This is a genomic window from Aureimonas fodinaquatilis, from assembly GCF_008369445.1.
GTDB lineage: Bacteria > Pseudomonadota > Alphaproteobacteria > Rhizobiales > Rhizobiaceae > Aureimonas > Aureimonas fodinaquatilis.
This window is the reverse complement of record NZ_VTWH01000006.1, coordinates 64,028-86,193: the sequence shown is the minus strand read 5'-3', so window position 1 is coordinate 86,193 and position 22,166 is coordinate 64,028. Positions and strand designations below refer to the sequence as shown.

The following is a 22,166-nucleotide window of genomic DNA, read 5'->3' as shown; positions in this document are numbered from 1 at the left end:
CGCCAGCGCATAAGCGCAAATGCGGCACGCTACGCGCCGCCGATCCCTCGCCATGGTTCGCCACAGTCCGCTGCCTCCCCAGGCAGCCCAAATCCGACTGGAGGTGATCCATGCCTAACCCGCTTGCGGGCCTGCCGCCGCGCCTGTTGCGCACCAAGGAAGCCGCGCGGTTCCTCGGCATATCCATCCGAACCCTTGAGAAACATCGCACCTACGGCACCGGCCCGACCTATCGCAAGGTCGGCGGTCGCGTCCTCTACACCGTCCGCGATCTGGAGGACTGGAGCGCGGTCGGCGAACGTAAATCCACCCGAGACAAGACCGCCGGCACCGTCTTCCCCGCACGTCCGCTCACACCCCAAGAACGGAACGAGCGCTAGATGCTGCGCGAGGATGACCACAACCACGCGCAGCCGACCGAGGACAGCGAGCGCAGCCGCCTGGACCCCTTCGTGGTCGCAACGGGCGATGCGCCGCCGCGCGACCAGCGCGATTTGATGGAACGGCCGTTTTTCTCGCTGGCGAAGACCCCGCGCACCAAGCCGATTCTCTACAAGGCCGCCGACATAGAGGTGCAGGTGTTCGGGATGCCCGAGCACGGCATGGCGACCATATGGGACGCCGACGTGCTGATATGGGCGGCCTCGCAGATCGTCGCGGCCGAGAACAGCGGCCTCACCACGTCGCGCTTCGTCCGGTTCACGCCCTACCATCTGCTGCGCGCCATCGGACGCCCGACCGGCAATCACCAATATTGACTTCTGAAATCCGCGCTGGCGCGGCTGCAATCGACCGTCATCGCCACCACCATCCGCAACGGCCCGCATTGGCGTCGCCGGCAATTCTCATGGATCAACGAGTGGGAGGAAATGACGACGCGCGCGGGCCGCGTGGAGGGCATGGAGTTTGTCCTGCCCGAATGGTTCCACAACAGCGTCATCGACCGTTCGCTGGTCCTGACCATCGACCCGGCGTATTTCCGGCTGACTGGCGGCATCGAGCGCTGGCTTTACCGCGTCGCCAGAAAGCACGCCGGGCACCAGCGCCATGGCTGGATTTTCGAGGTCGCGCACCTTCATCAGAAATCCGGCAGCCTAGCGCGGCCGTCTGACTTCGCGCTCGACCTGCGCCGGATCGCGGCCCGCCAGCAGCTTCCCGGTTACCTGCTCCAGATCGAGCGGGAAAACGGCCGCGAGCTGCTGCGCATCCGCCCCGATAATTCGTCAACAAGCACTGTTGATAACCCTGTTAATGCCATCGGCAGATCAGGCGCACGGGGTATCGGCACATCAGGCGCACCACTATCGGCACATCAGGCGCACGAACCGCAGCTAACGCTTTGGTCTGAAAAGCGGAATCCGACCGCTAACTTATCTAACAGAGAATCTAACTCTTTTTCTTTGACGCGCGCGCAGGCGAAGCGTGGTGCCGGTTCTGCCGGGAGCGGCGAGCCATGACGCCCGCCGTTGAAGCAGCGCACGCGCGCAACCGCCACCAGCACATCGCCGGAGACGCACAATGACCCGTCGCGCCCATCGTAGCGCGCACGGCCGTGCGCTGCCGGACGGGCCTGCGCCCTCCACCACATTGGTCGAGCTGACCTTCGAGAAACGCCACATCGAGCACTGGATACGCTTCGGCCGCAAGAGCTACGAGCAGATCATCGACCGCCGCCGCAGCGTCGTCGGCTTCGCGCCGGGCAGCGTCTTCGCCTTCGTCCGATGGGCATCTGGCGGGCACGGCACTGTCGTTTCGCGCATCGACATTGTGGGCGCCATCGGTCGCGGCGAGCCGTTCCAGACTTTGCCTTTCGTGCGCCCCGGCGGCGAAATCCTGTTGCGCCTCGATAGCTGGCCCAAGGTGCAGCGTGCGCTTGCCGCCATCGACGCCGTGGAATCGCTCGGCCTCGATGCGGCAGACGCCTCGCCGGAACACTGGCGGCATGTCCACAACCGTTTGACGGCCAATCTGGAGCCGCACGCCTACACGCCCGAGCGACATGCCGCTTGGCTTCATCGCCGTAGGATCGAGCCATGACGCGCCGCCGCACCCTCACGGTGACGGCGCTCGCCGTCATCGGCATCGCCGCCGCCAGCGCCGTCGATTGGCCCGTGAAACTCATCTGGAACGCGACGGCCAGCGCACCCATCGGCTTCTACACCGTCGAGCCGGCCGAGCGGATCGAGGTATCCGAACTGGTCGCCGTCATGCCGCCCCAACCGCTCGCCGGCTTCATGGTCGAGCGCGGCTATGTCGCGCGCGGCCTCCCGCTGTTGAAGCGCGTCGTCAGCCTGCCGGGACAGTGGGTTTGTCGCTTGCGATCCACGATCACGGTGAACGGGATCGAGATGGGCGAGGCGCTGGAGCGCGACAGCCTCGGCCGCGATCTGCCCGTGTGGCAGGGCTGCCGCGTCATCGGCGACGACCAGCTTTTCCTCATGAATTGGAAAGTCCGCGACAGCCTCGACGGCCGCTACTTCGGACTCACTCCCGCAGCTTCCGTCATCGGTCGAGCGGTCCCGCTCTGGACCGATGAGGAAGGCGTCGGCCGCTACGAGTGGCGCGCGCCGACGCACTGAAACCATCCCCCGAAAGCCAACCACAGGAGATTTCCATGGCAGAAATAGACACCTTCACCCGCACCGAAACCGGCTATGCCGGGGAGCTTCATTCGTTCGGCCTCCACGAAAAGCTGTTCATCGTCCCGGCCAAGCCGAGCGACGTGAAAAACGCACCCGACTATCGCGTGCGCCTCGATAGCGAGGACGGGCCGGACGCCGGCCCCGCATGGAAAGACTCCAGCGAAAATGCCGGCAACTTCGTGTCAATGAGGTTGGAGGGACCGATCTTCCCGTTCCCAACCCGGGCCAAGCTTTTCCAGTCCAACGACGATCCTTCCGTCTGGACGCTGCGCTGGAAGCACCCCCGGAAAGTCGAGGACGAGTAATGACGGCCCCGCGTGTCCGGCCCGCCATCCGGTCCAAGATCGTCATCCCTTTGTTCGCGGAAAAGCCGTCTCATCCCTCCGTCCCGCTCGGCGACCGGACGGCCGGCGCGCGCAGCGAAGGTCAGGGGCGGCCATCGGCCGGCGCTTGCGCCTTGCCCTTGACCGCAGCGAGCACGCTGGCAGGCTGGTGTCGAAGCGGAGACAAGACTGCATGGCATTATGCCGTCTTGATACTGGCCGGCGCGCTTTCCGTCTGCGCCGGATCGGGCGTCGCGGCCGCGCAATCCGCGCCCGTCGAGCGTCCGGCCGCCGCTCATCCCTACGCGGCCCACATCGCCGAAGCGGCGCAGCGTTTCGGTATGCCGGAGCATTGGATCATCGCGGTCCTGCGCGCCGAGAGCGCGGGCGACGTGCGGGCGGTTTCGTCGGCCGGGGCGATGGGATTGATGCAGGTGATGCCCAGCACATGGACCGAACTACGCGGCCGTTATGGTCTCGGCCGCGATCCCTACGACCCCCGTGAAAACATCCTCGCAGGCACGGCCTATCTGCGCGAAATGTTCGACCGCTACGGCAATGTCCCGGCGATGCTGGCGGCTTACAATGCCGGTTCCGGCCGCTATGACGAATACCTTTCGGCCGGCCGCACCCTGCCGGCCGAGACGCGCGCCTATGTCGCTGCGCTTGCGCCGATCCTCGGCGGCACAGCTCCATCGGATGCGCTGTTGCAACCACCGGCATCGCCGCCCGATTGGCGCGACGCACCGCTTTTCGTCATGCGCCCGGCCGACACGCGGGCTGCCGCCGCGCCGCCGTCCGAGGCGCAATCAGGCGACGGCCGCGCTGCCGTTCCGGCGCGCGGCCCCGCCCGTGCGGAGCCGCAGGACGGCGGCATTTTCGTGGCGAGCGCTAGCGATGGGGGAACGCCATGAGAGCGGCGTTCCCGCGCTCGGCGACGCTGGTTTCAGCATCCAGTCAGGCAGGTTTTTGCCCGGCTGGATTCCCGGCAGGAGAGGCAGAAAAGGCAGAAAAGGCAGAAAGGGCGGAGGGCAAGATTAAAGAAGACGGCACCATGTCGGGCCGCTTCTGGAAATTATTGTTGTCTGCACACTGGTTAGGTGCCCGGTTCCGGCACCATGGTTTTGAGGGACCGGGTGCCGCGATTTCGCGCAAAGCCTTGGCTTTGCAGGGTTTCGAGCGGCACCATAGGCCCATATCGGCCTGTTTTCGGCGGTTTTCGCTGGAGTCGCGCCCATGAGCGCCGACGACGAAAACCGCTTCCGCCCGAAGCCCGGTCGCATCCGATCCGACACGCCGAAGGCCGGTAAGACCAAGAGCTTTTTCACGCAGGTCAGGAAGATCGCCCGGCAGCATCAGGCAGCGGCCTCCCGCGATCCTTCCATGCCGTCATCCGCCCGCCCGTCATCGCCGGGCCGTTCCCGCGCCGTGGTCACCAGTGGCAAGGGTGTGAAGCGCGGCCGGGGCGCGAGCTTCGTGCGCGCCCGGAACATATCCGGCCAATGGCATCACCGGCAGCCCGGAAGCCGCCGCGTGATCGTCAAGCAGCGCAGCGTCAGGGCCGCATGGAAGGGCGGCCGTGCCCGCGCGCATCTGCGCTATGTCCAGCGCGACGGAACCTCGCGCGATGGCGAGCGTGGCCAGCTCTATTCGGCCCATGAAGACCGCTCCGATGGCGACGCCTTCCTTGATCGCGGCAAGAACGACCGCCACCAATTCAGGCTCATCGTCTCGCCGGAAGACAGCGCGGAGCTATTGGACCTCACGGCCTACACCCGCGATTTCATGAAACAGGTGGAAGCCGACCTCGGCACAAAACTCGATTGGGTCGCCGTAAACCACTACAACACCGGCCATCCCCATGTGCATGTCATCGTCAACGGTCGCGACGACATGGGCGGGGATCTAGTCATCAACGGCGACTACCTTTCCGCCGGCCTGCGCGAACGCGCCAGCGAGCTTGCCAGTCTGGAACTCGGCCCCGTGACCGAGATCGAGCAGACCCGCAAGCTGTCGGCCGAAATCGACCAAGACCGTTTCACTCGGATCGACCGCGCCATGTCCGAGGAAGCTGATGCCCGTTTCCTCGACCTGCGCCATGAACCGGCAGAGCCGAAACGGCAGTTCGAGCGGACGCTGCGCGTGCTCAGGCTCGCCAAGCTGGAGAAGATGGGGCTGGCGACCGAGCACGCGCCCGGCGTCTGGGAATTGAGCAAGGACATGGAACCGGCCCTGCGCGAGCTTGGCGAGCGCGGTGACATTATCCGCACCATGCAAAAGGCGCTCGGCCCGCAGGGCGGCGAACGCGACCCCATGAGTTTCCAAATCCATGAAGGAGCGCCCGAGACGCCCATTGTCGGCCGCCTCGTGGACAAGCATCTGTCCGACGAGTTGGGCGAGGACCTGACAATCGTAGTGGACGGGATCGACGGGCGGACGCACCACATCGCCGGCATCGCGCCCGAGCGGCTGGAGGATGCCCGCATTGGCAGTATCATAGAGATCGACCCGTCCGAAGCGGCAGCCCGGCCGTCCGACCGCACCATCACGGCCATCGCCGAAAACGGCATCTACCGGCCGAGCCGTCATCTGGAGCAGGCGAAATTCGAGGGCCGCGTTCCGGGTGGTGACTACGAGGGCTATGTCGATGCCCATGTGCGCCGGCTGGAGGCATTGCGCCGTGCCGGGATCGTCGAGCGAACCGACGCCGACCAATGGCGCATCCCCGATGATCTGGTCGGCCGCGCGGCTGATTACGATGCCGGCCGCGACCGGCAGGCCAGCGTTCGCGTCCTTTCCCCGGTCGATCTAGGCAAGCAGATCGGATCGGACGGCGCGACCTGGCTGGACCGGCGACTTATCCACGGCGAGAGCGCCGACCTTGCCCCGACCGGCTTCGGCCATGAGGTGCGCGAGGCCATGGATCAGCGCCGCGAGCAACATATCGGACAGGGCGACGCCAGCCGAGCGCGGGACGGCCGCATCTGCTACCGCCGCAACCTTCTCGCCCCGTTGTGCGAGCGCGAAGTAGCCCGCATCGGCGCGGAGATTGCCACGAGCAAAGGCTTGCCCTTCCGCGCAGCTACTGATGGCGAGATCGTCAGCGGCAAGTTCACTGGAACCGTGCAGCTATCCAGCGGCAAGTTCGTGGTGGTCGAAAAGAGCCATGAGTTCACCCTTGTCCCGTGGCGGCCGGTTATCGACCGCCAGCTCGGCCGCGAGGTCATGAGCGTCGTGCAGGGCGGATCGGTGTCGTGGCAATTGGGGCGGCAGCGTGGGTTGGGCATATGATCCGCTTCACGACCGCGCCACACAAGCTGTAACTCATTTATCTAATGCGGATGCACCGAAATAGACGACCATGCGCAGGTGCCGATGCTCATCCACGATGAGCATCTCGTGGGCGAAGTCGAGACGTTTGCCGTCAGGGGCAGTGATGGCACGGACGCCGCGGCTGTAGCCATCCATGTCCGGTTGCTCGAATCCGCGTCGAAAGACGGGCGACAGCTTCTTCAACTCGTCAATCAGCGCGAGCATTGCGGGATCGTCAGGTGCCGTAGCGAGGTCCGCGCGGAACTGCGCAAGCAGTCTGAGCGCATCGTCCTGCCATGCCGGCAGGCGACAGCGCATATCGGGATCGGCGAAGACCATCCGCATGACATTGCGATCCGCCTGCTCGCGACCGGAGAAGCCGAACAGATCGTCGGCCGCTGCGTTCCACGCGATCACATCCCAGCGCAGGTTGAGCACGTAGGCTGGACGAGCCGCGAGATCGTCCAGCATCTGTTGGATCAGGGGGCTCACGGACGGCCACTGATAGGCTTCCGGGGGTGGCGGACGGCGGTGCGCCAGCAGAAAAAGGCGGCTGCATTCCGCATCGTCCAACCGGAGCGCCTTCGCCACCTTGAGCAGAAAGCTCTCCGAGACCTGAACTTCGCGACCCTGCTCGAACCATGTATACCAAGTGAGGCCGATGCCGGCGCGCTGGGCGACTTCTTCGCGTCGCAAACCCGGCGTGCGGCGGCCGCCGGTCGTCGGCAATCCGACATCAGCCGGCATGAGCTTCGCCCTGTGCCGAATCAGAAAGTCAGAAAGGTCGCTTCGCGTGCGCGCAAGGGTTCGGCCACCCAAGGTATTACTCCTAGTAACAGGATAATTACTAACATTGTAACAGTTGCCATTCTGCCCCGAGTATCCTCCTCCGACAAGGAGGCAGTAATGACAGCCCAAGAAACGGAATTCTCCGAACCCGACGCGTTAGCCGAGACCGACTCGCAAACGCCCGCCAAGGCGGGCTTGCGCGAATGGCTCGGGCTGGCGCTGCTATCCCTTCCAACGATCCTGTTGGGGATGGATTTGACGCTGTTACACCTGACCTTGCCGGCGCTCGCGCTCGATTTGCAGCCGACCAGCACGCAGGCGCTCTGGATCATGGATGCCTATGGCTTCCTGATCGCGGGTTTTCTCGTCACGATGGGCACGCTGGGCGACCGCATTGGCCGTCGGAAGTTGTTGCTTATTGGCGCGGTCGCTTTTGCGGGTGCCTCGGTGGTCGTAGCCTTTTCATCCAGTGCGAACATGCTGATCGCGGCACGGGCCGCCCTTGGCGTAGCAGGTGCCACGTTGATGCCCTCGACGTTGGCGCTTATCAGCAATTTGTTTGCTGTTCCGCGTCAGCGCGCACTCGCCATAGGCCTTTATGTGGCGATGTGGGGGATTGGTTATGCATTAGGGCCAGTCGTGGGTGGCCTGATGCTGGAGTGGTTTTGGTGGGGGGCCGGGTTCCTTATCGCGGTGCCTGTCGTAATCGTGCTGCTGATACTCGCGCCGTTTCTGTTGCCTGAATACCGCGCGCCAAACAGCGGAAGGTTGGACCTATTCAGCGTCGCGCTCTCGCTCGCCGCCATGTTGCCCTTCGTCTATGGCATCAAGCAAATCGCCGGATCAGGCATCGCTCTTGATGCCGTTATCGCCATCTTGGCTGGAATGCTGTTCGGCTGGATGTTCGTCAGGCAGCAATGTCGGTTGGTCGATCCTCTGCTCGATTTGAGTTTGTTTGCTGATCGGGCCTTCTCGGTCGCGCTGATCGTGCTGCTGTTTGGCTTGGTGGCGGTCGGCGGCACCATGTTGCTGGTTACTCAGTATCTACAGTTGGTGGCAGGTTACACGCCTTTGGCCGCAGGCCTGTGGATGGGCTTGGCGGCGCTGGCGATGATTGTCGGCGGCACCGGCGCGTCTCTTGTTGCTCGCGTGATACGGCCCGGCTTCGTGGTTGCCGGTTCGCTGGCGCTGTCGGTTATGGGCTACCTGATGCTGACGCAATTGGGGCATGGCACCGCTGGCGTGGCGTTGGCGGTCGCTGCTCTGGCACTAGCTTTCTTAGGCAATGGCACCATCACCGCCGTGGGAACCGACTTGGTGATCGCGGCTGCTCCAGCGGAGAAGGCAGGCTCTGCCTCTGCGATGACGGAGGTGATGCAGGACCTTGGGGTTTCGCTGGGCATCGTTCTGCTAGGGAGCATTGCCAGTGCGATCTATCACCGCGCGATAGCCGGTCATTTACCGAATGACCTTGAAGCAACGGCGCGCGAAGCCGTCAGCGACAGCTTGTGGGCGGCGTCTTCCATAACATCGGAGTTGCCGGCGGGATTGCTAGAACAAGCGCAGACCGCGTTCATCACAGGACTTCAAGGCGCAGCCGTCTTTAGCGCGGTGATCGTTAGCGGGCTTGCTGTGCTTTCTGCTGTGACGTTGCGCAAGGTGGGCGCGAACGTCCGCAAGGTCTGACAGGGATTGGAGACATGATTAGTTCCAGTTTCGGCGGTCTGCGCTACCCAGAGAGAGGAAGCCGAATGAGAGAGCTTCTTGGTCTTCTCCTTCTGTCTTCTCTCTCAGTCAATCTGTCCGGCTAGGCGCGATGCGGCGGCGATTACGAACGACAGCCGATGCCGACATTTCCTCCCCGCTGCTTGGCGGCCGGATACCTATGGCTGCACTCGTTCAGACGCTTGCGGTCGCCGAACACCTGAACTTCCGCCATGCCGCCAACGCACTCGGCATAGCGCAGTCCAGCGTCAGCGCGCGTGTGAAGGCGCTGGAGGAAGACCTTGGCATCCTCCTATTCGAGCGTCACGCGCGCGGCGTCCGGCTGACCGAAGCCGGCCGACATTTCATCGAACAGGTGGCGACCGGCATCGACCAGCTCGACCATGCGGTCAGGACCGCCGGCATGGCCGGCTGCGCATCGGCATCCATGCCCTGATCCCCGGCAGTTTCCTCGCCACCCTAGTCGAACGCTACCGGGAGCAGCATCCGGGCATTGACGTTGAGATTGCCGAAGGCACCGCCCGCGAGAGCGTCATGCGGCTTCGGGCCAACAGGCTGGACCTGACATTCGTGGCGGGCGCGCCAGAGTTTTCCGACTGTCATGCCCGACCGATATGGCGCGAACGTCTTCTGGCCGCGCTCCCCGCGCGCCATCCGCTTGGCGATGGGGCGGGCGTGACTTGGGCCGATCTGGCGGGGGATACGTTTATAGTCTGTCAGGGCGGCACCGGGCCACAGGTGCATGACCACATCGTCGTGCGCCTTGCTGGCACTTCACCAGACCTGTCCATCCTGCGCTTCGACGTTGAGCGCGGCACGCTGCTGTCGATGGTTGCGCAGGGCTATGGCGTCACCATCGTCGGCGAGGCGACATCGCTGATGCACTTATCCGGCGTGAGATTCCTTCCAATTCTTGACGAGCTCGAACCTCTGCCGTTTTCCGCCATCTGGTCCCCGCACAATCGCAGTCCCGCTCTGCGAAGCCTTCTCGATATTGCGGGCCAGATGAGTCGGTCCGGCCGGTCAATCTGAATTGTCGCCAGTTCTCGACCCGGTGCTCCCGGTACGACCCATCCTATTTACCGCCGATAGTATCCGCCAGCCCTCCCGCACCATCTTTCCTGTTGCCTGTTCCGATTTTGCCTACTCTCTGATCGGCTCCGTCTCTTTGCCGACTGGAGCCTGCATTGCGTGGAGGCCGAATCCTTTGGGGTCAGATCGCCGTCGTCTTCACCATCGTTCTGGTGATGACGTGGGCAGCGACGCAATGGGTCGCGTTCCGCCTTGTCTTCCAACCGCAGCTTGGCAATCCGTGGTTCGAGTTGGTTGGCCTGCCGGTCTATTACCCACCGGCCTTCTTCTGGTGGTGGTTTTCGTTCGACGCCTACGCGCCCGCGATCTTCGTCGAAGGCGCGATTATCGCAGCGTCGGGCGGCTTCATCGCCATCGCCGCCGCCATCTTCATGTCGATCATCCGGGCACGGGAGGCGCGCAGCGTTGCCACCTACGGATCGGCGCGATGGGCCGAGGACAAGGAAATACTAGGGGCTGGATTGCTCGGCGCCGATGGCGTCCTGCTCGGCCGATACGACAGGGACTATCTGCGCCATGACGGTCCCGAGCATGTTCTATGCTTCGCCCCGACGCGCAGCGGCAAGGGCGTCGGATTGGTGGTGCCGACGCTGCTGACATGGCCGGCATCTGCCATTGTCCACGACATAAAGGGCGAGAACTGGACGCTGACAGCAGGCTTCCGCGCGAAGCATGGCCGCGTGCTGCTGTTCGATCCAACCAACGCCAGATCGTCGGCCTACAACCCGCTGCTGGAGGTCCGACAAGGCGAATGGGAAGTCCGCGACGTGCAGAATATCGCGGATATTCTGGTCGATCCCGAAGGCAGTCTCGACAAGCGCAACCATTGGGAAAAGACCAGCCATTCACTGCTGGTCGGCGCGATCCTGCATGTTCTCTATGCGGAGAAAGACAAGACCTTGGCGGGTGTCGCCAACTTCCTGTCCGACCCGCGCCGCCCGGTCGAGGCGACCTTGCGCGCGATGATGGACACGCCGCATCTCGGCGAGGCGGGTGTTCATCCCGTCATCGCGTCGTCGGCGCGCGAGCTGTTGAACAAATCCGAAAACGAGCGGTCGGGCGTATTGAGCACCGCCATGTCGTTTCTCGGCCTCAACCGCGATCCCGTGGTGGCGCGGGTGACGGCACGATGCGACTGGCGCATTGCCGATCTGGTCGACAGCCGTCAGCCCGTCACGCTCTACCTTGTCGTGCCGCCGTCCGACATAAACCGCACCAAGCCGCTGATCAGGCTCATCCTCAACCAGATCGGCAGACGGTTGACCGAGGAATTGACCACCTCCGGCAAGCGCCATCGCCTGCTATTAATGCTCGACGAATTTCCCGCGCTCGGCCGTCTGGACTTCTTCGAGAGCGCCTTGGCCTTCATGGCGGGCTACGGCCTCAAGGGCTTCCTGATCGCGCAGAGCCTCAATCAGATCGAGCGCGCCTATGGGCCGAACAATGCGATCCTCGACAACTGCCATGTGCGCGTCAGCTTTGCCACAAATGACGAGCGGACAGCCAAGCGGGTGAGCGACGCGCTCGGCACCGCGACCGAACTGCGCGATTCCACCAACTACGCCGGGCACCGACTAGCGCCATGGCTCGGGCATCTCATGGTGTCGCGGCAGGAGACGGCCCGGCCGCTGCTCACGCCGGGCGAGATCATGCAGCTTCCGCCCACCGACGAAATTGTCATGGTCGCGGGCACGCCCCCGATCCGCGCCACCAAGGCCCGCTACTATGAGGACGCGCGGTTTCAGGAACGCATCCTGACCCCGCCCGATCTGATCGCCGATCCGCTGGCGCCCAGCCCATCCGCGGATGACTGGTCCGGCCGCGTGGTCCCGGCGGAAAGCCGTTCCGCGCTGGCCGCCGCAGACGGGGCCGAGGGCGATCCGGCCAATGCGGGCATCCGCCGCGAGCCGGAGTTGCCGGAGCATGAGGAAATCGTTGCCCCGCCACCATCATCCGAACAGGAGTTCGAGTTTGTGGACGACGAGCCGGACGTTGACGCGGCCAAGGCCCGCGCCATACGCCAGCGGATGAGGATGGTCGCGCGGCAGGTGGCATTGAACCCCGATGACGGAATCGACATTTGAGGACACGCCGATGGCAACCAGAACCCGCCTGAATATCTATTTCGACCCCGCGCTCATTCCGCAGATCGAGGCGATGGCGCTGCGCCGCTCGGTTGCGTTACGCCGCAATGTCTCGAAATCCGCCATCGTGGAGGCGGCGGTCATGTCCTACCTGTCCGGCGATGCCGCCGACCAGCTTGAAGCAGCCATGTCGCGCCGCTTGGACAAGCTCGGCCCCCAGATCGACACCCTCGACCTGGATCTCGCCGTCCTCGGCGAGACGGTCGCGCAGTTCATCCATTTCTGGATGACCATCACACCGCCGCTTACGGGAGTCGCACAATCCGCTGCTCGCGCGAAAGGCGCGGAGCGGTTCGAGGGCTTCATGCAGAATCTCGGCCGGCGTCTGGCGACGGGCGACAGGTTCCTCAAAGAGCTGTCGCGTGACCTCGACTCACTTCCCGACGTTCAGTTGCCGGACGAGTCCGAGAGCAACGGCGATCAAGAGTAAGTATTCGGACCCATCCTATTTACCGCCGATAGCCGCCGATCACCGCCGCCGCTTAGATACTTGTTGAACCGGCCGCATTTCGGTCTCTCTTAATCGACCCCGATCCGGGGATCGCCTGTCGCGCCCCATGAAGAAACGGGGCCGACATGACCATCAACCACCAAAGACCGGAAGCCATTGCGCGCGGCGCGCGCATGTTGCGCACCGCACTCGGCCCCGCAATCGCCCGGCTGCTCGAAGACCCGGCCGTGGTCGAGGTGATGCTGAACCCGGACGGTCGGTTGTGGATCGACCGCCTGTCCGAAGGACTGTCCGATACGGGCGAGCGTCTGTCCGCCGCCGATGGTGAACGCATCGTTCGGTTAGTCGCGCATCATGTCGGTGCGGAAGTTCATGCCCGCAGCCCGCGCGTCTCGGCCGAGCTGCCGGAGAGCGGGGAGAGGTTCGAGGGCTTGCTGCCGCCCGTGGTCGCCGCCCCGACCTTTGCCATCCGCAAGCCCGCCGTCGCGGTGTTCACGCTCGACGATTACGTGGCGGCGGGCATCATGTCTGCCGATCAGGCGGATACGCTGCGCGCTGCTGTCCAGTCCCGCGCCAATATCTTGGTGGCGGGCGGCACCTCGACCGGCAAGACCACGCTGACCAACGCGCTGCTCGCCGAGGTGGCGAAGACGGCGGATCGCGTCGTCATCATAGAAGACACGCGTGAGTTGCAATGCGCCGCGCCGAACCTTGTCGCCATGCGAACGAAAGACGGCGTGGCGACGCTTTCCGATCTGGTCCGGTCCTCGCTGCGCCTGCGCCCCGACCGCATCCCCATCGGCGAAGTGCGCGGATCGGAAGCCTTCGACCTGCTCAAAGCATGGGGCACCGGGCACCCCGGCGGGATCGGAACCATCCACGCCGGCACAGGCATCGGCGCGCTCCGTCGCCTTGAACAACTAATCCAAGAGGCTGTCGTCACCGTCCCCCGCGCGCTCCTCGCCGAGACCATCGACCTTGTTGCCGTTCTCGTCGGGCGCGGTTCCGCGCGCCGGCTGACCGAACTCGCCCACATCGAAGGTCTGGGGCCGGACGGCGACTACAGCATCGTCCCCGCAATCCCCGACCACACAGGAGACCTTTCATGATCCGCACTCTTTCGCGTGGCTATCGCACCATGGCGACCGCCGCATCCACCTTTGCCATCAGCCTCATGCTTGCCCCGGCCGCCCATGCGTCCGGTTCGTCGATGCCATGGGAGCAGCCCTTGCAGCAAATCCTCCAGTCCATCGAGGGGCCGGTTGCCAAGATCATCGCCGTCATCATCATTATCGTAACCGGCCTGACGCTGGCCTTCGGCGATACGGGCGGCGGCTTCCGCAAGCTGATCCAGATCGTCTTTGGACTCAGCATCGCCTTCGCGGCGTCGAGCTTCTTCCTGTCGTTCTTCTCGTTCGGCGGCGGGGCGCTCGTTTGATGGCGGGCGGCCTCGAACCGCTCGACGCGGTGCCGGGATTTTCGGTCCCGGTTCACAGGGCGCTGACCGAGCATATCCTGCTCGGCGGCGCACCGCGCTCCATCGCGATTCTGAACGGGCCGCTTGCCGGAGCCGTGGGTCTCGGCCTGCGCCTCTGGCTGGTCGGCCTTGCAATATGGGCCATCGGCCATTTCGCGGCCGTGTGGGCTGCAAAGCGTGATCCGCAATTCGTCGAGGTCGGGCGCAGGCATCTGCGCATCCCGGCCTTTCTGACGGTTTGAGCGGGAGCCAATTCATGATGAACCTTTCCGAATACCGCCGCACCGCCGCCCGTCTCTCCGACTACCTGCCCTGGGCGGCGCTGGTCGGCTCGGGTGTTGTCTTGAACAAGGACGGTTCATTCCAGCGCACCGCGAAGTTTCGCGGCCCCGATCTGGATTCCGCCGTCGCCGCCGAGCTGGTCGCTGTCGCAGGCCGCATTAACAACGCCGTGCGCCGTCTCGGCTCCGGCTGGAGCATTTTTGTCGAGGCGCAGCGCAGCGAGGCGGCGACCTATCCCGACAGCATGTTTCCCGATCCCGCATCGGCGCTGGTCGATGCGGAGCGTAAGGCCGGTTTCGAGGAAGCGGACGCGCATTTCGTGTCCGGCTATTTCCTGACCTTCCTCTGGCTGCCCCCGGCCGAGGAAGCCGCCCGCGCCGAAACATGGCTCTACGAGGGCCGCGAGAAGACCGGCGTGGACCCGTGGGAGTTGCTGCGCGGCTTCATCGACCGCACCGACCGCGTGCTGGCCTTGCTCGACGGCTTCATGCCGGAGTGCCGTTGGATGGATGACGGCGCGACGCTGACCTATCTCCATTCCACCATCTCCACCAACCGGCATCGGGTTCGCGTGCCCGAGGTGCCAATGCACCTCGACGCGCTGCTCGCCGACCAGCCCTTGACCGGCGGGCTGGAGCCGCGCCTTGGCGACGCGCATCTGCGCGTGCTGACCATCGTAGGCTTCCCGACCGCGACGACGCCGGGCCTGCTCGACGACATGAACCGGCTGCCGTTCCCCTATCGGTGGAGCACGCGCGCGATCCTGCTCGACAAGACCGATGCGACGCGGCTGCTTGCGAAGATCAGGCGGCAGTGGTTCGCCAAGCGCAAATCCATCGCCGCGATTCTGAAAGAGGTGATGACGAACGAGGCGTCCGCGCTTGTGGACACCGACGCCGCGAACAAGGCGCTCGACGCCGACATGGCCCTGCAGGAACTCGGCGCGGACGTTGCGGGCATGGCCTATGTCACGGCCACCGTCACCGTTTGGGATGCCGACCCGCGCATTGCCGACGAGAAATTGCGCCTGGTAGAGAAGATCGTTCAGGGCCGCGACTTCACCGCCATGGCCGAGACCGTCAACGCGGTTGACGCATGGCTCGGCAGCCTGCCCGGACACGCCTACGCCAATGTCCGCCAGCCGCCCATCAGCACTTTGAATCTCGCCCACATGATCCCGTTATCGGCGGTGTGGGCAGGGCCGGAACGGGACGAGCATTTCGGTGCACCACCCTTGCTCTATGGCCAGACCGAAGGCTCAACCCCGTTCCGGTTTTCTCTCCATGTCGGCGACGTGGGGCACACCCTCGTCGTCGGCCCTACGGGCGCGGGGAAGAGCGTGCTGCTCGCCCTCATGGCGCTCCAGTTCCGCCGTTACGCAAGATCGCAGGTTTTCGCCTTCGACTTCGGCGGCAGCATCCGCGCCGCCGCGCTCGCCATGGGCGGCGACTGGCACGATTTGGGCAATGGCCTCACGGAAGGGGACGAGGCGTCCGTTTCGCTCCAGCCGCTTGCCCGCATTCACGACACCTATGAACGCGCATGGGCGGCGGACTGGATTGTGGCCATCCTCATGCGCGAAGGCATCGCCATCAACCCCGAGGTGAAAGAGCATCTTTGGACGGCGTTGACCTCGCTGGCGTCTGCGCCGGTTGAAGAACGCACCATCACCGGCCTTGCCGTGCTGCTCCAGTCGAACGACTTGAAGCAGGCATTGCGCCCGTTCTGCGTCGGCGGTGCCTATGGCCGGCTGCTCGACGCCGAGACAGAGCATTTGGGATCGGCGGACGTGCAGGCGTTCGAGATCGAGGGCCTTGTCGGGACCGGCGCGGCTCCGGCGGTGCTCGCCTATCTGTTTCATCGCATCGGCGACCGGCTCGACGGGCGGCCGACGCTGCTCATCATCGACGAAGGCTGGCTTGCGCTGGACGACGAGGGATTCGCCGGCCAGCTCCGCGAGTGGTTGAAAACCCTGCGTAAGAAAAACGCTTCCGTCATCTTCGCCACGCAGTCGCTCAGCGACATCGACGGCAGCAACATAGCGCCCGCCATCATCGAGAGCTGCCCGACGCGGCTCCTGCTGCCGAACGAGCGCGCCATTGAGCCGCAGATCGCGGCGATCTATCGCCGCTTCGGCCTCAATGACCGCCAGATCGAGATTTTGGCACGGGCCACGCCCAAGCGGGATTACTATTGCCAGTCGCGGCGCGGCAACCGGCTGTTCGAGCTGGGCCTGTCCGAAGTCGGCCTCGCGCTCTGCGCCGCATCCTCCAAGTCCGACCAGACGCTCATTGCGCAGATCGTCGCCGAACACGGCCGCGCCGGCTTCCTCGCCGCATGGCTGCACGAGCGCGGCGTCGATTGGGCGGCCGACCTGATCCCGAACCTCACCAATCTTGCCGACCGGCCGGAATCCGCCGTGCCGGCCGTGCCGGATACCCACTCCACACAGGAGATTCTTCCATGACCTATCCCAAGATCGTCGGGGCCTCGGCCCTCGCGCTGGCGCTCGCCGTGCCCGTAGCATTGTCGCCCATGCTGGCAAGCCCGGCCCATGCCCAGCTCTTCGGCTTCGGCCGCATCGTTTATGACCCCAGCAATTATGCGCAAAGCGTCCTGACGGCCGCACGCACGCTGGAGCAGATCAACAACCAGATTCAGAGCCTCCAGAACGAGGCGCAGATGCTCATCAACCAGGCCCGCAATCTGGCGAGCCTGCCGCATTCCTCGCTCCAGCAGCTCCAGCAGAATGTCCAGCGCACGCAGCAACTATTAGGCCAAGCTCAGAACATCGCTTTCGAGGTCGGGCAGATCGACCAGGCGTTCCAGCACCAATACGGCAATGTCTCGCTTTCGGCGACCGAACAGCAACTCGTCGCCGACGCGCGTTCGCGCTGGGAGAACACTGTCGGCGGCTTGCAGGACGCCATGCGCGTGCAGGCAGGTGCGGTCGGCAATATCGACAGCAACCGCGCCGAGATGGCCGCGCTTGTCGGCCAGAGCCAAGGCGCGACCGGGGCATTGCAGGCGACGCAGGCCGGCAACCAGCTCCTTGCCCTCCAATCGCAGCAGCTTTCCGATTTGATCGCGGTCATCTCGGCATCCGGCCGTGCCGAGGCGCTGACCGAGGCGGAACGCGCGACCGCCGCCGAGCAGGGCCGCATCCAGCGCGAACGGTTCCTGACGCCGGGCACCGGCTATCAGCCGGGCAACGCGCAGATGTTCAGCAACGGCAACAACTGATCGGGAGGTTCGCCATGGACGGCAAGATGCTGGCTCGGCTCGGGGCCGTGGTGTTCGTCGCCATCGCCGTGACAGTGACCGCAATCGACATGACGCGGAAGGACGAACCTTCCGCGTCACCGGCCGCGCCGGCCCTCCAGCCGCCAGCCGATCCGCTGCGCGAGGAACAACGCCGCTGCCAGCAACTCGGCGAAGCCGCCGCCAGTGATGCCGAGTGCCTGCGCGTCTGGGCCGAGACCCGCGACCGCTTCCTCGGCCGTGACCGCAGCGAGGCGCGCTGACCATGGGCAACACGGGCGTCATCGACAATTTTCTCGGCGTCTTCACCTCCTACATCGACAGCGGTTTCGGCCTGCTCGGCGGCGAAGTCGCATTCATCGCAACGACGCTGATCGTCATCGACGTGACGCTGGCTGCGCTGTTCTGGGCTTGGGGCGCGGATGACGACATCATCGCCCGGCTGGTAAAGAAGACCCTGTTTGTCGGCGTCTTCGCGTACATCATCAGCAACTGGAACAACCTTGCCCGGATCGTCTTCGACTCGTTCGCCGGCCTTGGCCTCATGGCGTCGGGCACCGGCTTTCCCGTCGAAGACCTGATGCGTCCCGGCCGTGTCGCGCAGACCGGCCTTGATGCTGGCCGTCCGCTGCTCGATTCCATTTCCGACCTGATGGGCTGGATCGCCTTCTTCGAGAACTTCATCCAGATCGCCTGCCTGCTCTTCGCCTGGGCGCTGGTCGTGTTGGCTTTTTTCATCCTCGCCATCCAGCTTTTCGTGACGCTGATCGAGTTCAAGCTGACGACGCTCGCCGGGTTCGTGCTGATCCCCTTCGGCCTGTTCGGGAAGACCGCCTTCATGGCCGAACGCGTGCTCGGGAATGTCGTCTCGTCCGGCATCAAGGTCTTGGTCTTGGCCGTCATCATCGGCATCGGCTCGACCCTGTTTAGCCAGTTCACGGCAGGGTTCGGCGGCCAGACCCCGACCATCGACGAGGCCATGGCGATTGTGCTGGCCGCCCTGTCGCTGCTCGGCCTCGGCATCTTCGGCCCCGGCATCGCTAACGGCATCGTTTCGGGCGGCCCGCAGCTCGCCGCGGGCGCGGCCGTGGGAACCGGCCTTGCGGTCGGCGGCGCGGCCGTCGCCGCAGGCGGTGCAACCGTGCTCGCCGCCAAGGGCGGTGCCACCGCCCTGTCCGGAGGGGCCGCGGCCGTCCGCGGCGGTGCGGCAACCGCGGGCGCGGCGACCGCCGCCTATAGCGTCCGCGCGCTCGGCCAATCCGGGGCGGGCGCTGCCGCTTCCGGCGTTGGCGGTGTCGCGCGTGCCGCTGGATCGGCCGCCATCTCGCCCCTCAAACGTGCCGCCGCAGGTACGTCCCAATCAGTCAAATCCAGCTTCAGCGAGGGCGTGCGCACGGGCTTTGCCGCCAGCGGGGGCACGTCCTCCATGGGCACGGTCGACGGCGCAGGCGCCGCCCCAACCGCATCATCCGCAGCGATGGGCGACCCTCCCGCGTGGGCGCAAAAGATGCAGCGCTCCCGGGCCATGATCCACGGCACGACCATGGCCGCCCATGCGGTGCGCTCCGGCGACAGCCACGGCTCCGGCTCTTCCATCAACCTTTCCGAAAGTGACCGCTCATGAGCATCTTCAAACGACCGGCAACCCACTACGGCAAATCGCCGGAACCCGAGACGCCCTATCAAAAGGCCGCGCAGGCATGGGACGAGCGTATCGGATCGGCCCGCGTGCAGGCGAGAAACTGGAGGCTCATGGCCTTCGGCTCCCTGATCCTTTCGGCCGGCTTTGCTTCGGCGCTGGTCTGGCAATCCGCACGCGGGACCGTGGTGCCGTGGGTGGTGCAAGTCGATAATCTTGGACAGGCGCAAACCGTCGCGCCCGCGAACGCCGATTATCGCCCGACTGACCCACAGATCGCTTTCCATCTCGGCCGTTTCATCGAGCAGGTGCGCGGCCTCCCGTCCGACGCGATCATCGTCCGACAGAACTGGCTTCGCGCCTACGAGTTCACCACGGATAGAGGCGCGGCGGCACTCAACGACTATGCCCGCGCCAATGACCCGTTCACCCGCGTCGGCCGCAGCCAAGTCGCCGTCGAGGTCTCGAGCGTCATCCGGGCGTCCCCGACCAGTTTCCGCGTGGCGTGGACCGAACGGCATTATGAGAACGGCCATCTCTCCACCACCGAACGCTGGACCGCCATCCTGACCATCGTCATTCAGACGCCCCGCAATGCCGAGCGCCTGCGCGCCAACCCGTTGGGAATCTACGTCAACGCAATTTCGTTGTCGCGGGAGATGAGCCAATGAAGACGATCACCCGCACCCCTGCAATTGCGGCCGTGCTGCTTTCGGCCACCATGCTCGCAGGTTGCGCCACCAACCGGCCGCCGCAATTCAGCTACGACGCCAGCGTGCCGCCACTGCCGACTGTGCACGCGGCGGCAACCGACAACACGGCCCGGCCTCTGCATGTGCCGCCGGCATGGACAGTCGCGCGCGGCGGCACCGCCGCCGGCACACCGACCGGCCGCGTCGAGAACGCCAACGCAGCCGCCCGCGTCGAGCCGCGCCGCGAAGGCTATTACAATGCCATACAGGTTTTCCCGTGGAGCGAAGGCGCGCTTTATCAGGTCTATGCCGCAGTCGGACAGATCACCACCATTGCGCTGGAGCCGGGCGAAAGCCTGACCGGCGCAGGGCCGATCGCGGCCGGCGACACCGCCCGCTGGATCATTGGCGACACCGAGAGCAGCAGCGGTGCGAACCGCCGTGTCCATATCCTCGTGAAGCCGACGCGCGAGGACATTTCGACAAACCTTGTCGTCACCACCGACCGGCGCATCTACATGATCGAGCTGCACGCCCGCGAATCGCTTTACATGCCGGCCGTAGCCTGGGCCTATCCCGCACCGCCGCCCGGCCAGCGCCAGACCGTTCCGGCCGCGCCCGTCATCCCGGCCGAAGCCGCGCGGAACTATCGCTACGCATTGCAGGTGCAGGGCGACAGCCCGCCATGGCGGCCGGTCTCCGTCTTCGACGATGGCCGCCGCGTCTATGTCGTCTTCCCGGCCGGGATCGTGCAGGGCGAGATGCCGCCGATCTTCGTGCTCGGCTCAGACGGCGAGCCGCAGATCGTCAACAGCCGGGTTCACCAGAACGTCCTGATCGTGGATCGCCTGTTCGGCGCGGCCGAGCTGCGCCTTGGCAGCGGCAACCGCCAGCAGGTTGTCAGGATCGTCCGCACCAACCCGACGCAGGCTGCCGCCGCGCAGCCCGCCAGCGCGACCGGAGATTCCCCGTCATGACCGACAACACAATCACCGATACCGCCGCACCGATGCGGCTGCGCGCCGAACCGCCGCGCGTCACCCGCCTGTCCCGCAAAATGCTGGCCGGCGTCGGAGCCGTTGCCATGCTTGGCATCGGCGGGGCGCTGATCTACGCGCTCCATACCCGCGATGCGGGACCGGGAGGGGACGAGCTTTATTCGACCGAAAACCGGCCTACGGCGGACGGCCTCTCCGGTCTGCCACGCGACTATACCGGCCCTGTCTTGGGGCCGGCGCTGCCCGGCGACCTCGGCCGCCCGATCCTCGACGCTCAGAACCGGGGACAGCCGGTTGCGCCGCCCGCGATAGTGACGCCCGCCGTCGATCCCGAGGAAGAACGCCGCCGCGCAGAAGAAGAAGCCGCGCGCTTGAGCAATGTGTTCTTCCAGTCCGGCCCGCGCGCAGGAGCCGCCCCCGGAGCAACCAGGCCCGGTCTTGGCCTCGGCGGCCAGCCTGCGACACAGGACCGGCACGCGGCTTTCCTCAATGGACCTGTGGACCGGCAGACCGTCGCGCCGGATCGCGTCACGCCGCCGGCATCGCCCTACATCCTTCAGGCCGGGGCCGTGATCCCGGCCGCGCTCATCACCGGCATCAGGTCCGATCTTCCGGGCCAGATCACCGCGCAGGTGACGGAGAACGTCTACGACAGCCCGACCGGCTCGTTGCTCCTGATCCCGCAGGGAACGCGCATCATCGGTCAATACGATGATGGCGTGACTTTCGGCCAGCGCCGCGTGTTGCTGGTGTGGAATCGCCTGATCCTGCCGGGCGGCCGTTCCATCGTCCTTGAACGCCTGCCGGGCGCGGACGCCAGCGGCTATGCCGGACTGGAAGACGGGGTTGATTACCACTGGTGGGATCTGATGAAGGCCGCAGGGCTGTCCACGTTGCTCGCAGTCGGCACGGAGCTGGCGACCAGCGACGAGGACCGGCTGATCCGCGCCATCCGCGACGGGGCGCAGGATACCGTCAATCAGGCGGGCCAGCAGATCGTCCAGCGTCAATTGCAGGTTGCGCCGACGCTCACGATCCGGTCGGGCTTCCCGGTCAGGATCATCGTGACCCGCGACCTTGTGTTCGAGCCGGCAGGAGGCTGACCATGACGAAATTGAAGCTCGGCCCCATCGTCGAGGACAAGCCCGTGAAGGTGACGGTGGAGCTGCCCGCTCCGCCTCACCGCGATCTGGTCGCCTATGCCGAAGTGCTGGCCCGCGAGAGCGGCCAGCCCGCTGCCGATCCCGTCAGGCTGATCGTGCCTATGCTGGAGCGGTTCATCGCCACGGATCGGGGGGTTGCCAGAGCGCGGCGCACAAACTGATTGCAAAGTAAGGAC

Annotated in this window: 24 protein-coding genes and 1 pseudogene; 24 read left to right on the top strand and 1 reads right to left on the bottom strand. The window is 65.2% G+C overall.

What is annotated here, in order from left to right:
- Positions 1–110 precede the first annotated feature (110 nt).
- From FPY71_RS17835 to FPY71_RS18800, 8 genes and pseudogenes are all read left to right on the top strand, one after another.
- Positions 111–380: a helix-turn-helix transcriptional regulator gene (locus tag FPY71_RS17835; RefSeq protein WP_137709403.1), complete on the top strand. Its 270-nt coding sequence runs from the start codon at positions 111–113 to the stop codon at positions 378–380.
- Positions 381–1,457: pseudogene (locus FPY71_RS17830) on the top strand (replication initiator protein A). It begins immediately after the preceding gene.
- 61 nt (positions 1,458–1,518) lie between these two features.
- A complete protein-coding gene (locus FPY71_RS17825; protein WP_149301697.1) occupies positions 1,519–2,037 on the top strand; it encodes a DUF2840 domain-containing protein in 519 nt (172 codons plus the stop codon).
- A complete protein-coding gene (locus FPY71_RS17820) occupies positions 2,034–2,579 on the top strand; it encodes a S26 family signal peptidase (protein WP_149301696.1) in 546 nt (181 codons plus the stop codon). Before FPY71_RS17825 ends, FPY71_RS17820 begins: the two co-directional genes overlap by 4 nt.
- A gap of 35 nt (positions 2,580–2,614) precedes the next feature.
- Entirely contained in the window at positions 2,615–2,947 is a 333-nt protein-coding gene (locus FPY71_RS17815) for a DUF736 domain-containing protein (protein ID WP_149301695.1), read from the top strand.
- Positions 2,947–3,879 (top strand): lytic transglycosylase domain-containing protein, encoded by a 933-nt coding sequence (locus FPY71_RS17810; protein WP_149301694.1) that lies wholly within the window; start codon positions 2,947–2,949, stop codon positions 3,877–3,879. Before FPY71_RS17815 ends, FPY71_RS17810 begins: the two co-directional genes overlap by 1 nt.
- Positions 3,876–4,205 carry a hypothetical protein gene (locus tag FPY71_RS17805; protein WP_149301693.1) on the top strand — a complete coding sequence of 110 codons (330 nt, stop codon included), beginning with the start codon at positions 3,876–3,878 and terminating at the stop codon, positions 4,203–4,205. The genes FPY71_RS17810 and FPY71_RS17805 overlap by 4 nt, the downstream gene beginning before the upstream one ends.
- Positions 4,202–6,256 (top strand): relaxase/mobilization nuclease domain-containing protein, encoded by a 2,055-nt coding sequence (locus tag FPY71_RS18800; protein ID WP_149301692.1) that lies wholly within the window; start codon positions 4,202–4,204, stop codon positions 6,254–6,256. Before FPY71_RS17805 ends, FPY71_RS18800 begins: the two co-directional genes overlap by 4 nt.
- Before the next feature lie 33 nt (positions 6,257–6,289).
- On the opposite strand, the gene FPY71_RS17795 is transcribed toward FPY71_RS18800, so the two are convergent.
- Positions 6,290–7,024, bottom strand: coding sequence for a helix-turn-helix transcriptional regulator (locus tag FPY71_RS17795; protein WP_246160712.1), 735 nt, complete (start codon positions 7,022–7,024; stop codon positions 6,290–6,292).
- Positions 7,025–7,183: 159 nt separating this feature from the next.
- Here FPY71_RS17795 and FPY71_RS17790 point away from each other — a divergent pair, with 159 nt between their 5' ends.
- The 16 genes from FPY71_RS17790 to FPY71_RS17715 all read left to right on the top strand — a co-directional run bounded on the left by FPY71_RS17790 (position 7,184) and on the right by FPY71_RS17715 (position 22,151).
- A complete protein-coding gene (locus tag FPY71_RS17790; protein ID WP_149301690.1) occupies positions 7,184–8,752 on the top strand; it encodes an MFS transporter in 1,569 nt (522 codons plus the stop codon).
- 199 nt (positions 8,753–8,951) lie between these two features.
- Positions 8,952–9,227, top strand: a complete 276-nt coding sequence (locus FPY71_RS17785; protein WP_149301689.1) for a LysR family transcriptional regulator — start codon at positions 8,952–8,954, stop codon at positions 9,225–9,227.
- The gene (locus FPY71_RS17780; protein WP_149301802.1) at positions 9,203–9,823 is read left to right on the top strand and encodes a LysR family substrate-binding domain-containing protein; all 621 of its coding nucleotides are present in this window, start codon (positions 9,203–9,205) and stop codon (positions 9,821–9,823) included. The genes FPY71_RS17785 and FPY71_RS17780 overlap by 25 nt, the downstream gene beginning before the upstream one ends.
- A gap of 155 nt (positions 9,824–9,978) precedes the next feature.
- Positions 9,979–11,967: a conjugal transfer protein TraG gene (locus FPY71_RS17775; protein WP_149301688.1), complete on the top strand. Its 1,989-nt coding sequence runs from the start codon at positions 9,979–9,981 to the stop codon at positions 11,965–11,967.
- Positions 11,968–11,977: 10 nt separating this feature from the next.
- Positions 11,978–12,457 (top strand): CopG family transcriptional regulator, encoded by a 480-nt coding sequence (locus FPY71_RS17770; protein ID WP_188052408.1) that lies wholly within the window; start codon positions 11,978–11,980, stop codon positions 12,455–12,457.
- Between the two features lie 146 nt (positions 12,458–12,603).
- Complete coding sequence (trbB, locus tag FPY71_RS17765) at positions 12,604–13,587, top strand: P-type conjugative transfer ATPase TrbB (RefSeq protein ID WP_149301686.1); 984 nt, start codon at positions 12,604–12,606, stop codon at positions 13,585–13,587.
- Positions 13,584–13,916 carry a TrbC/VirB2 family type IV secretion system protein gene (locus FPY71_RS17760; RefSeq protein WP_149301685.1) on the top strand — a complete coding sequence of 111 codons (333 nt, stop codon included), beginning with the start codon at positions 13,584–13,586 and terminating at the stop codon, positions 13,914–13,916. The genes trbB and FPY71_RS17760 overlap by 4 nt, the downstream gene beginning before the upstream one ends.
- A complete protein-coding gene (locus tag FPY71_RS17755) occupies positions 13,916–14,197 on the top strand; it encodes a VirB3 family type IV secretion system protein (RefSeq protein WP_149301684.1) in 282 nt (93 codons plus the stop codon). The genes FPY71_RS17760 and FPY71_RS17755 overlap by 1 nt, the downstream gene beginning before the upstream one ends.
- Positions 14,198–14,211: 14 nt before the next feature.
- On the top strand, positions 14,212–16,704 hold the full coding sequence (trbE, locus tag FPY71_RS17750; protein ID WP_149301683.1) for a conjugal transfer protein TrbE: 2,493 nt from the start codon (positions 14,212–14,214) through the stop codon (positions 16,702–16,704).
- Positions 16,701–17,480 carry a P-type conjugative transfer protein TrbJ gene (trbJ, locus tag FPY71_RS17745; protein WP_149301682.1) on the top strand — a complete coding sequence of 260 codons (780 nt, stop codon included), beginning with the start codon at positions 16,701–16,703 and terminating at the stop codon, positions 17,478–17,480. The genes trbE and trbJ overlap by 4 nt, the downstream gene beginning before the upstream one ends.
- Before the next feature lie 14 nt (positions 17,481–17,494).
- Positions 17,495–17,761: a putative entry exclusion protein TrbK-alt gene (gene trbK-alt, locus FPY71_RS17740; protein ID WP_149301681.1), complete on the top strand. Its 267-nt coding sequence runs from the start codon at positions 17,495–17,497 to the stop codon at positions 17,759–17,761.
- 2 nt (positions 17,762–17,763) lie between these two features.
- Positions 17,764–19,122, top strand: coding sequence for a P-type conjugative transfer protein TrbL (gene trbL / locus FPY71_RS17735; RefSeq protein ID WP_149301680.1), 1,359 nt, complete (start codon positions 17,764–17,766; stop codon positions 19,120–19,122).
- Complete coding sequence (trbF, locus tag FPY71_RS17730) at positions 19,119–19,808, top strand: conjugal transfer protein TrbF (protein ID WP_149301679.1); 690 nt, start codon at positions 19,119–19,121, stop codon at positions 19,806–19,808. Before trbL ends, trbF begins: the two co-directional genes overlap by 4 nt.
- Positions 19,805–20,806: a P-type conjugative transfer protein TrbG gene (trbG, locus tag FPY71_RS17725; protein WP_149301678.1), complete on the top strand. Its 1,002-nt coding sequence runs from the start codon at positions 19,805–19,807 to the stop codon at positions 20,804–20,806. The genes trbF and trbG overlap by 4 nt, the downstream gene beginning before the upstream one ends.
- The gene (locus tag FPY71_RS17720; RefSeq protein ID WP_149301677.1) at positions 20,803–21,930 is read left to right on the top strand and encodes a TraB/TrbI/VirB10 family type IV secretion system protein; all 1,128 of its coding nucleotides are present in this window, start codon (positions 20,803–20,805) and stop codon (positions 21,928–21,930) included. The genes trbG and FPY71_RS17720 overlap by 4 nt, the downstream gene beginning before the upstream one ends.
- A 2-nt stretch (positions 21,931–21,932) precedes the next feature.
- Positions 21,933–22,151: a DUF2274 domain-containing protein gene (locus FPY71_RS17715; RefSeq protein WP_149301676.1), complete on the top strand. Its 219-nt coding sequence runs from the start codon at positions 21,933–21,935 to the stop codon at positions 22,149–22,151.
- Positions 22,152–22,166 lie beyond the last annotated feature (15 nt).

Bases quoted from the DNA above. Each gene is read 5' to 3' on its own strand.
- FPY71_RS17715 (WP_149301676.1), top strand. From the start codon at position 21,933: ATGACGAAATTGAAGCTCGGCCCCATCGTCGAGGACAAGCCCGTGAAG.
- trbJ (WP_149301682.1), top strand. From the start codon at position 16,701: ATGACCTATCCCAAGATCGTCGGGGCCTCGGCCCTCGCGCTGGCGCTC.
- FPY71_RS17835 (WP_137709403.1), top strand. From the start codon at position 111: ATGCCTAACCCGCTTGCGGGCCTGCCGCCGCGCCTGTTGCGCACCAAG.
- trbB (WP_149301686.1), top strand. From the start codon at position 12,604: ATGACCATCAACCACCAAAGACCGGAAGCCATTGCGCGCGGCGCGCGC.
- FPY71_RS17770 (WP_188052408.1), top strand. From the start codon at position 11,978: ATGGCAACCAGAACCCGCCTGAATATCTATTTCGACCCCGCGCTCATT.
- FPY71_RS17760 (WP_149301685.1), top strand. From the start codon at position 13,584: ATGATCCGCACTCTTTCGCGTGGCTATCGCACCATGGCGACCGCCGCA.
- FPY71_RS17795 (WP_246160712.1), bottom strand. From the start codon at position 7,024: ATGCCGGCTGATGTCGGATTGCCGACGACCGGCGGCCGCCGCACGCCG.
- FPY71_RS17820 (WP_149301696.1), top strand. From the start codon at position 2,034: ATGACGCGCCGCCGCACCCTCACGGTGACGGCGCTCGCCGTCATCGGC.
- trbL (WP_149301680.1), top strand. From the start codon at position 17,764: ATGGGCAACACGGGCGTCATCGACAATTTTCTCGGCGTCTTCACCTCC.
- FPY71_RS17755 (WP_149301684.1), top strand. From the start codon at position 13,916: ATGGCGGGCGGCCTCGAACCGCTCGACGCGGTGCCGGGATTTTCGGTC.
- FPY71_RS17790 (WP_149301690.1), top strand. From the start codon at position 7,184: ATGACAGCCCAAGAAACGGAATTCTCCGAACCCGACGCGTTAGCCGAG.
- trbK-alt (WP_149301681.1), top strand. From the start codon at position 17,495: ATGGACGGCAAGATGCTGGCTCGGCTCGGGGCCGTGGTGTTCGTCGCC.
- FPY71_RS17825 (WP_149301697.1), top strand. From the start codon at position 1,519: ATGACCCGTCGCGCCCATCGTAGCGCGCACGGCCGTGCGCTGCCGGAC.
- FPY71_RS17815 (WP_149301695.1), top strand. From the start codon at position 2,615: ATGGCAGAAATAGACACCTTCACCCGCACCGAAACCGGCTATGCCGGG.
- FPY71_RS17720 (WP_149301677.1), top strand. From the start codon at position 20,803: ATGACCGACAACACAATCACCGATACCGCCGCACCGATGCGGCTGCGC.
- trbE (WP_149301683.1), top strand. From the start codon at position 14,212: ATGATGAACCTTTCCGAATACCGCCGCACCGCCGCCCGTCTCTCCGAC.
- FPY71_RS18800 (WP_149301692.1), top strand. From the start codon at position 4,202: ATGAGCGCCGACGACGAAAACCGCTTCCGCCCGAAGCCCGGTCGCATC.
- FPY71_RS17810 (WP_149301694.1), top strand. From the start codon at position 2,947: ATGACGGCCCCGCGTGTCCGGCCCGCCATCCGGTCCAAGATCGTCATC.
- FPY71_RS17785 (WP_149301689.1), top strand. From the start codon at position 8,952: ATGGCTGCACTCGTTCAGACGCTTGCGGTCGCCGAACACCTGAACTTC.
- trbF (WP_149301679.1), top strand. From the start codon at position 19,119: ATGAGCATCTTCAAACGACCGGCAACCCACTACGGCAAATCGCCGGAA.
- FPY71_RS17805 (WP_149301693.1), top strand. From the start codon at position 3,876: ATGAGAGCGGCGTTCCCGCGCTCGGCGACGCTGGTTTCAGCATCCAGT.
- trbG (WP_149301678.1), top strand. From the start codon at position 19,805: ATGAAGACGATCACCCGCACCCCTGCAATTGCGGCCGTGCTGCTTTCG.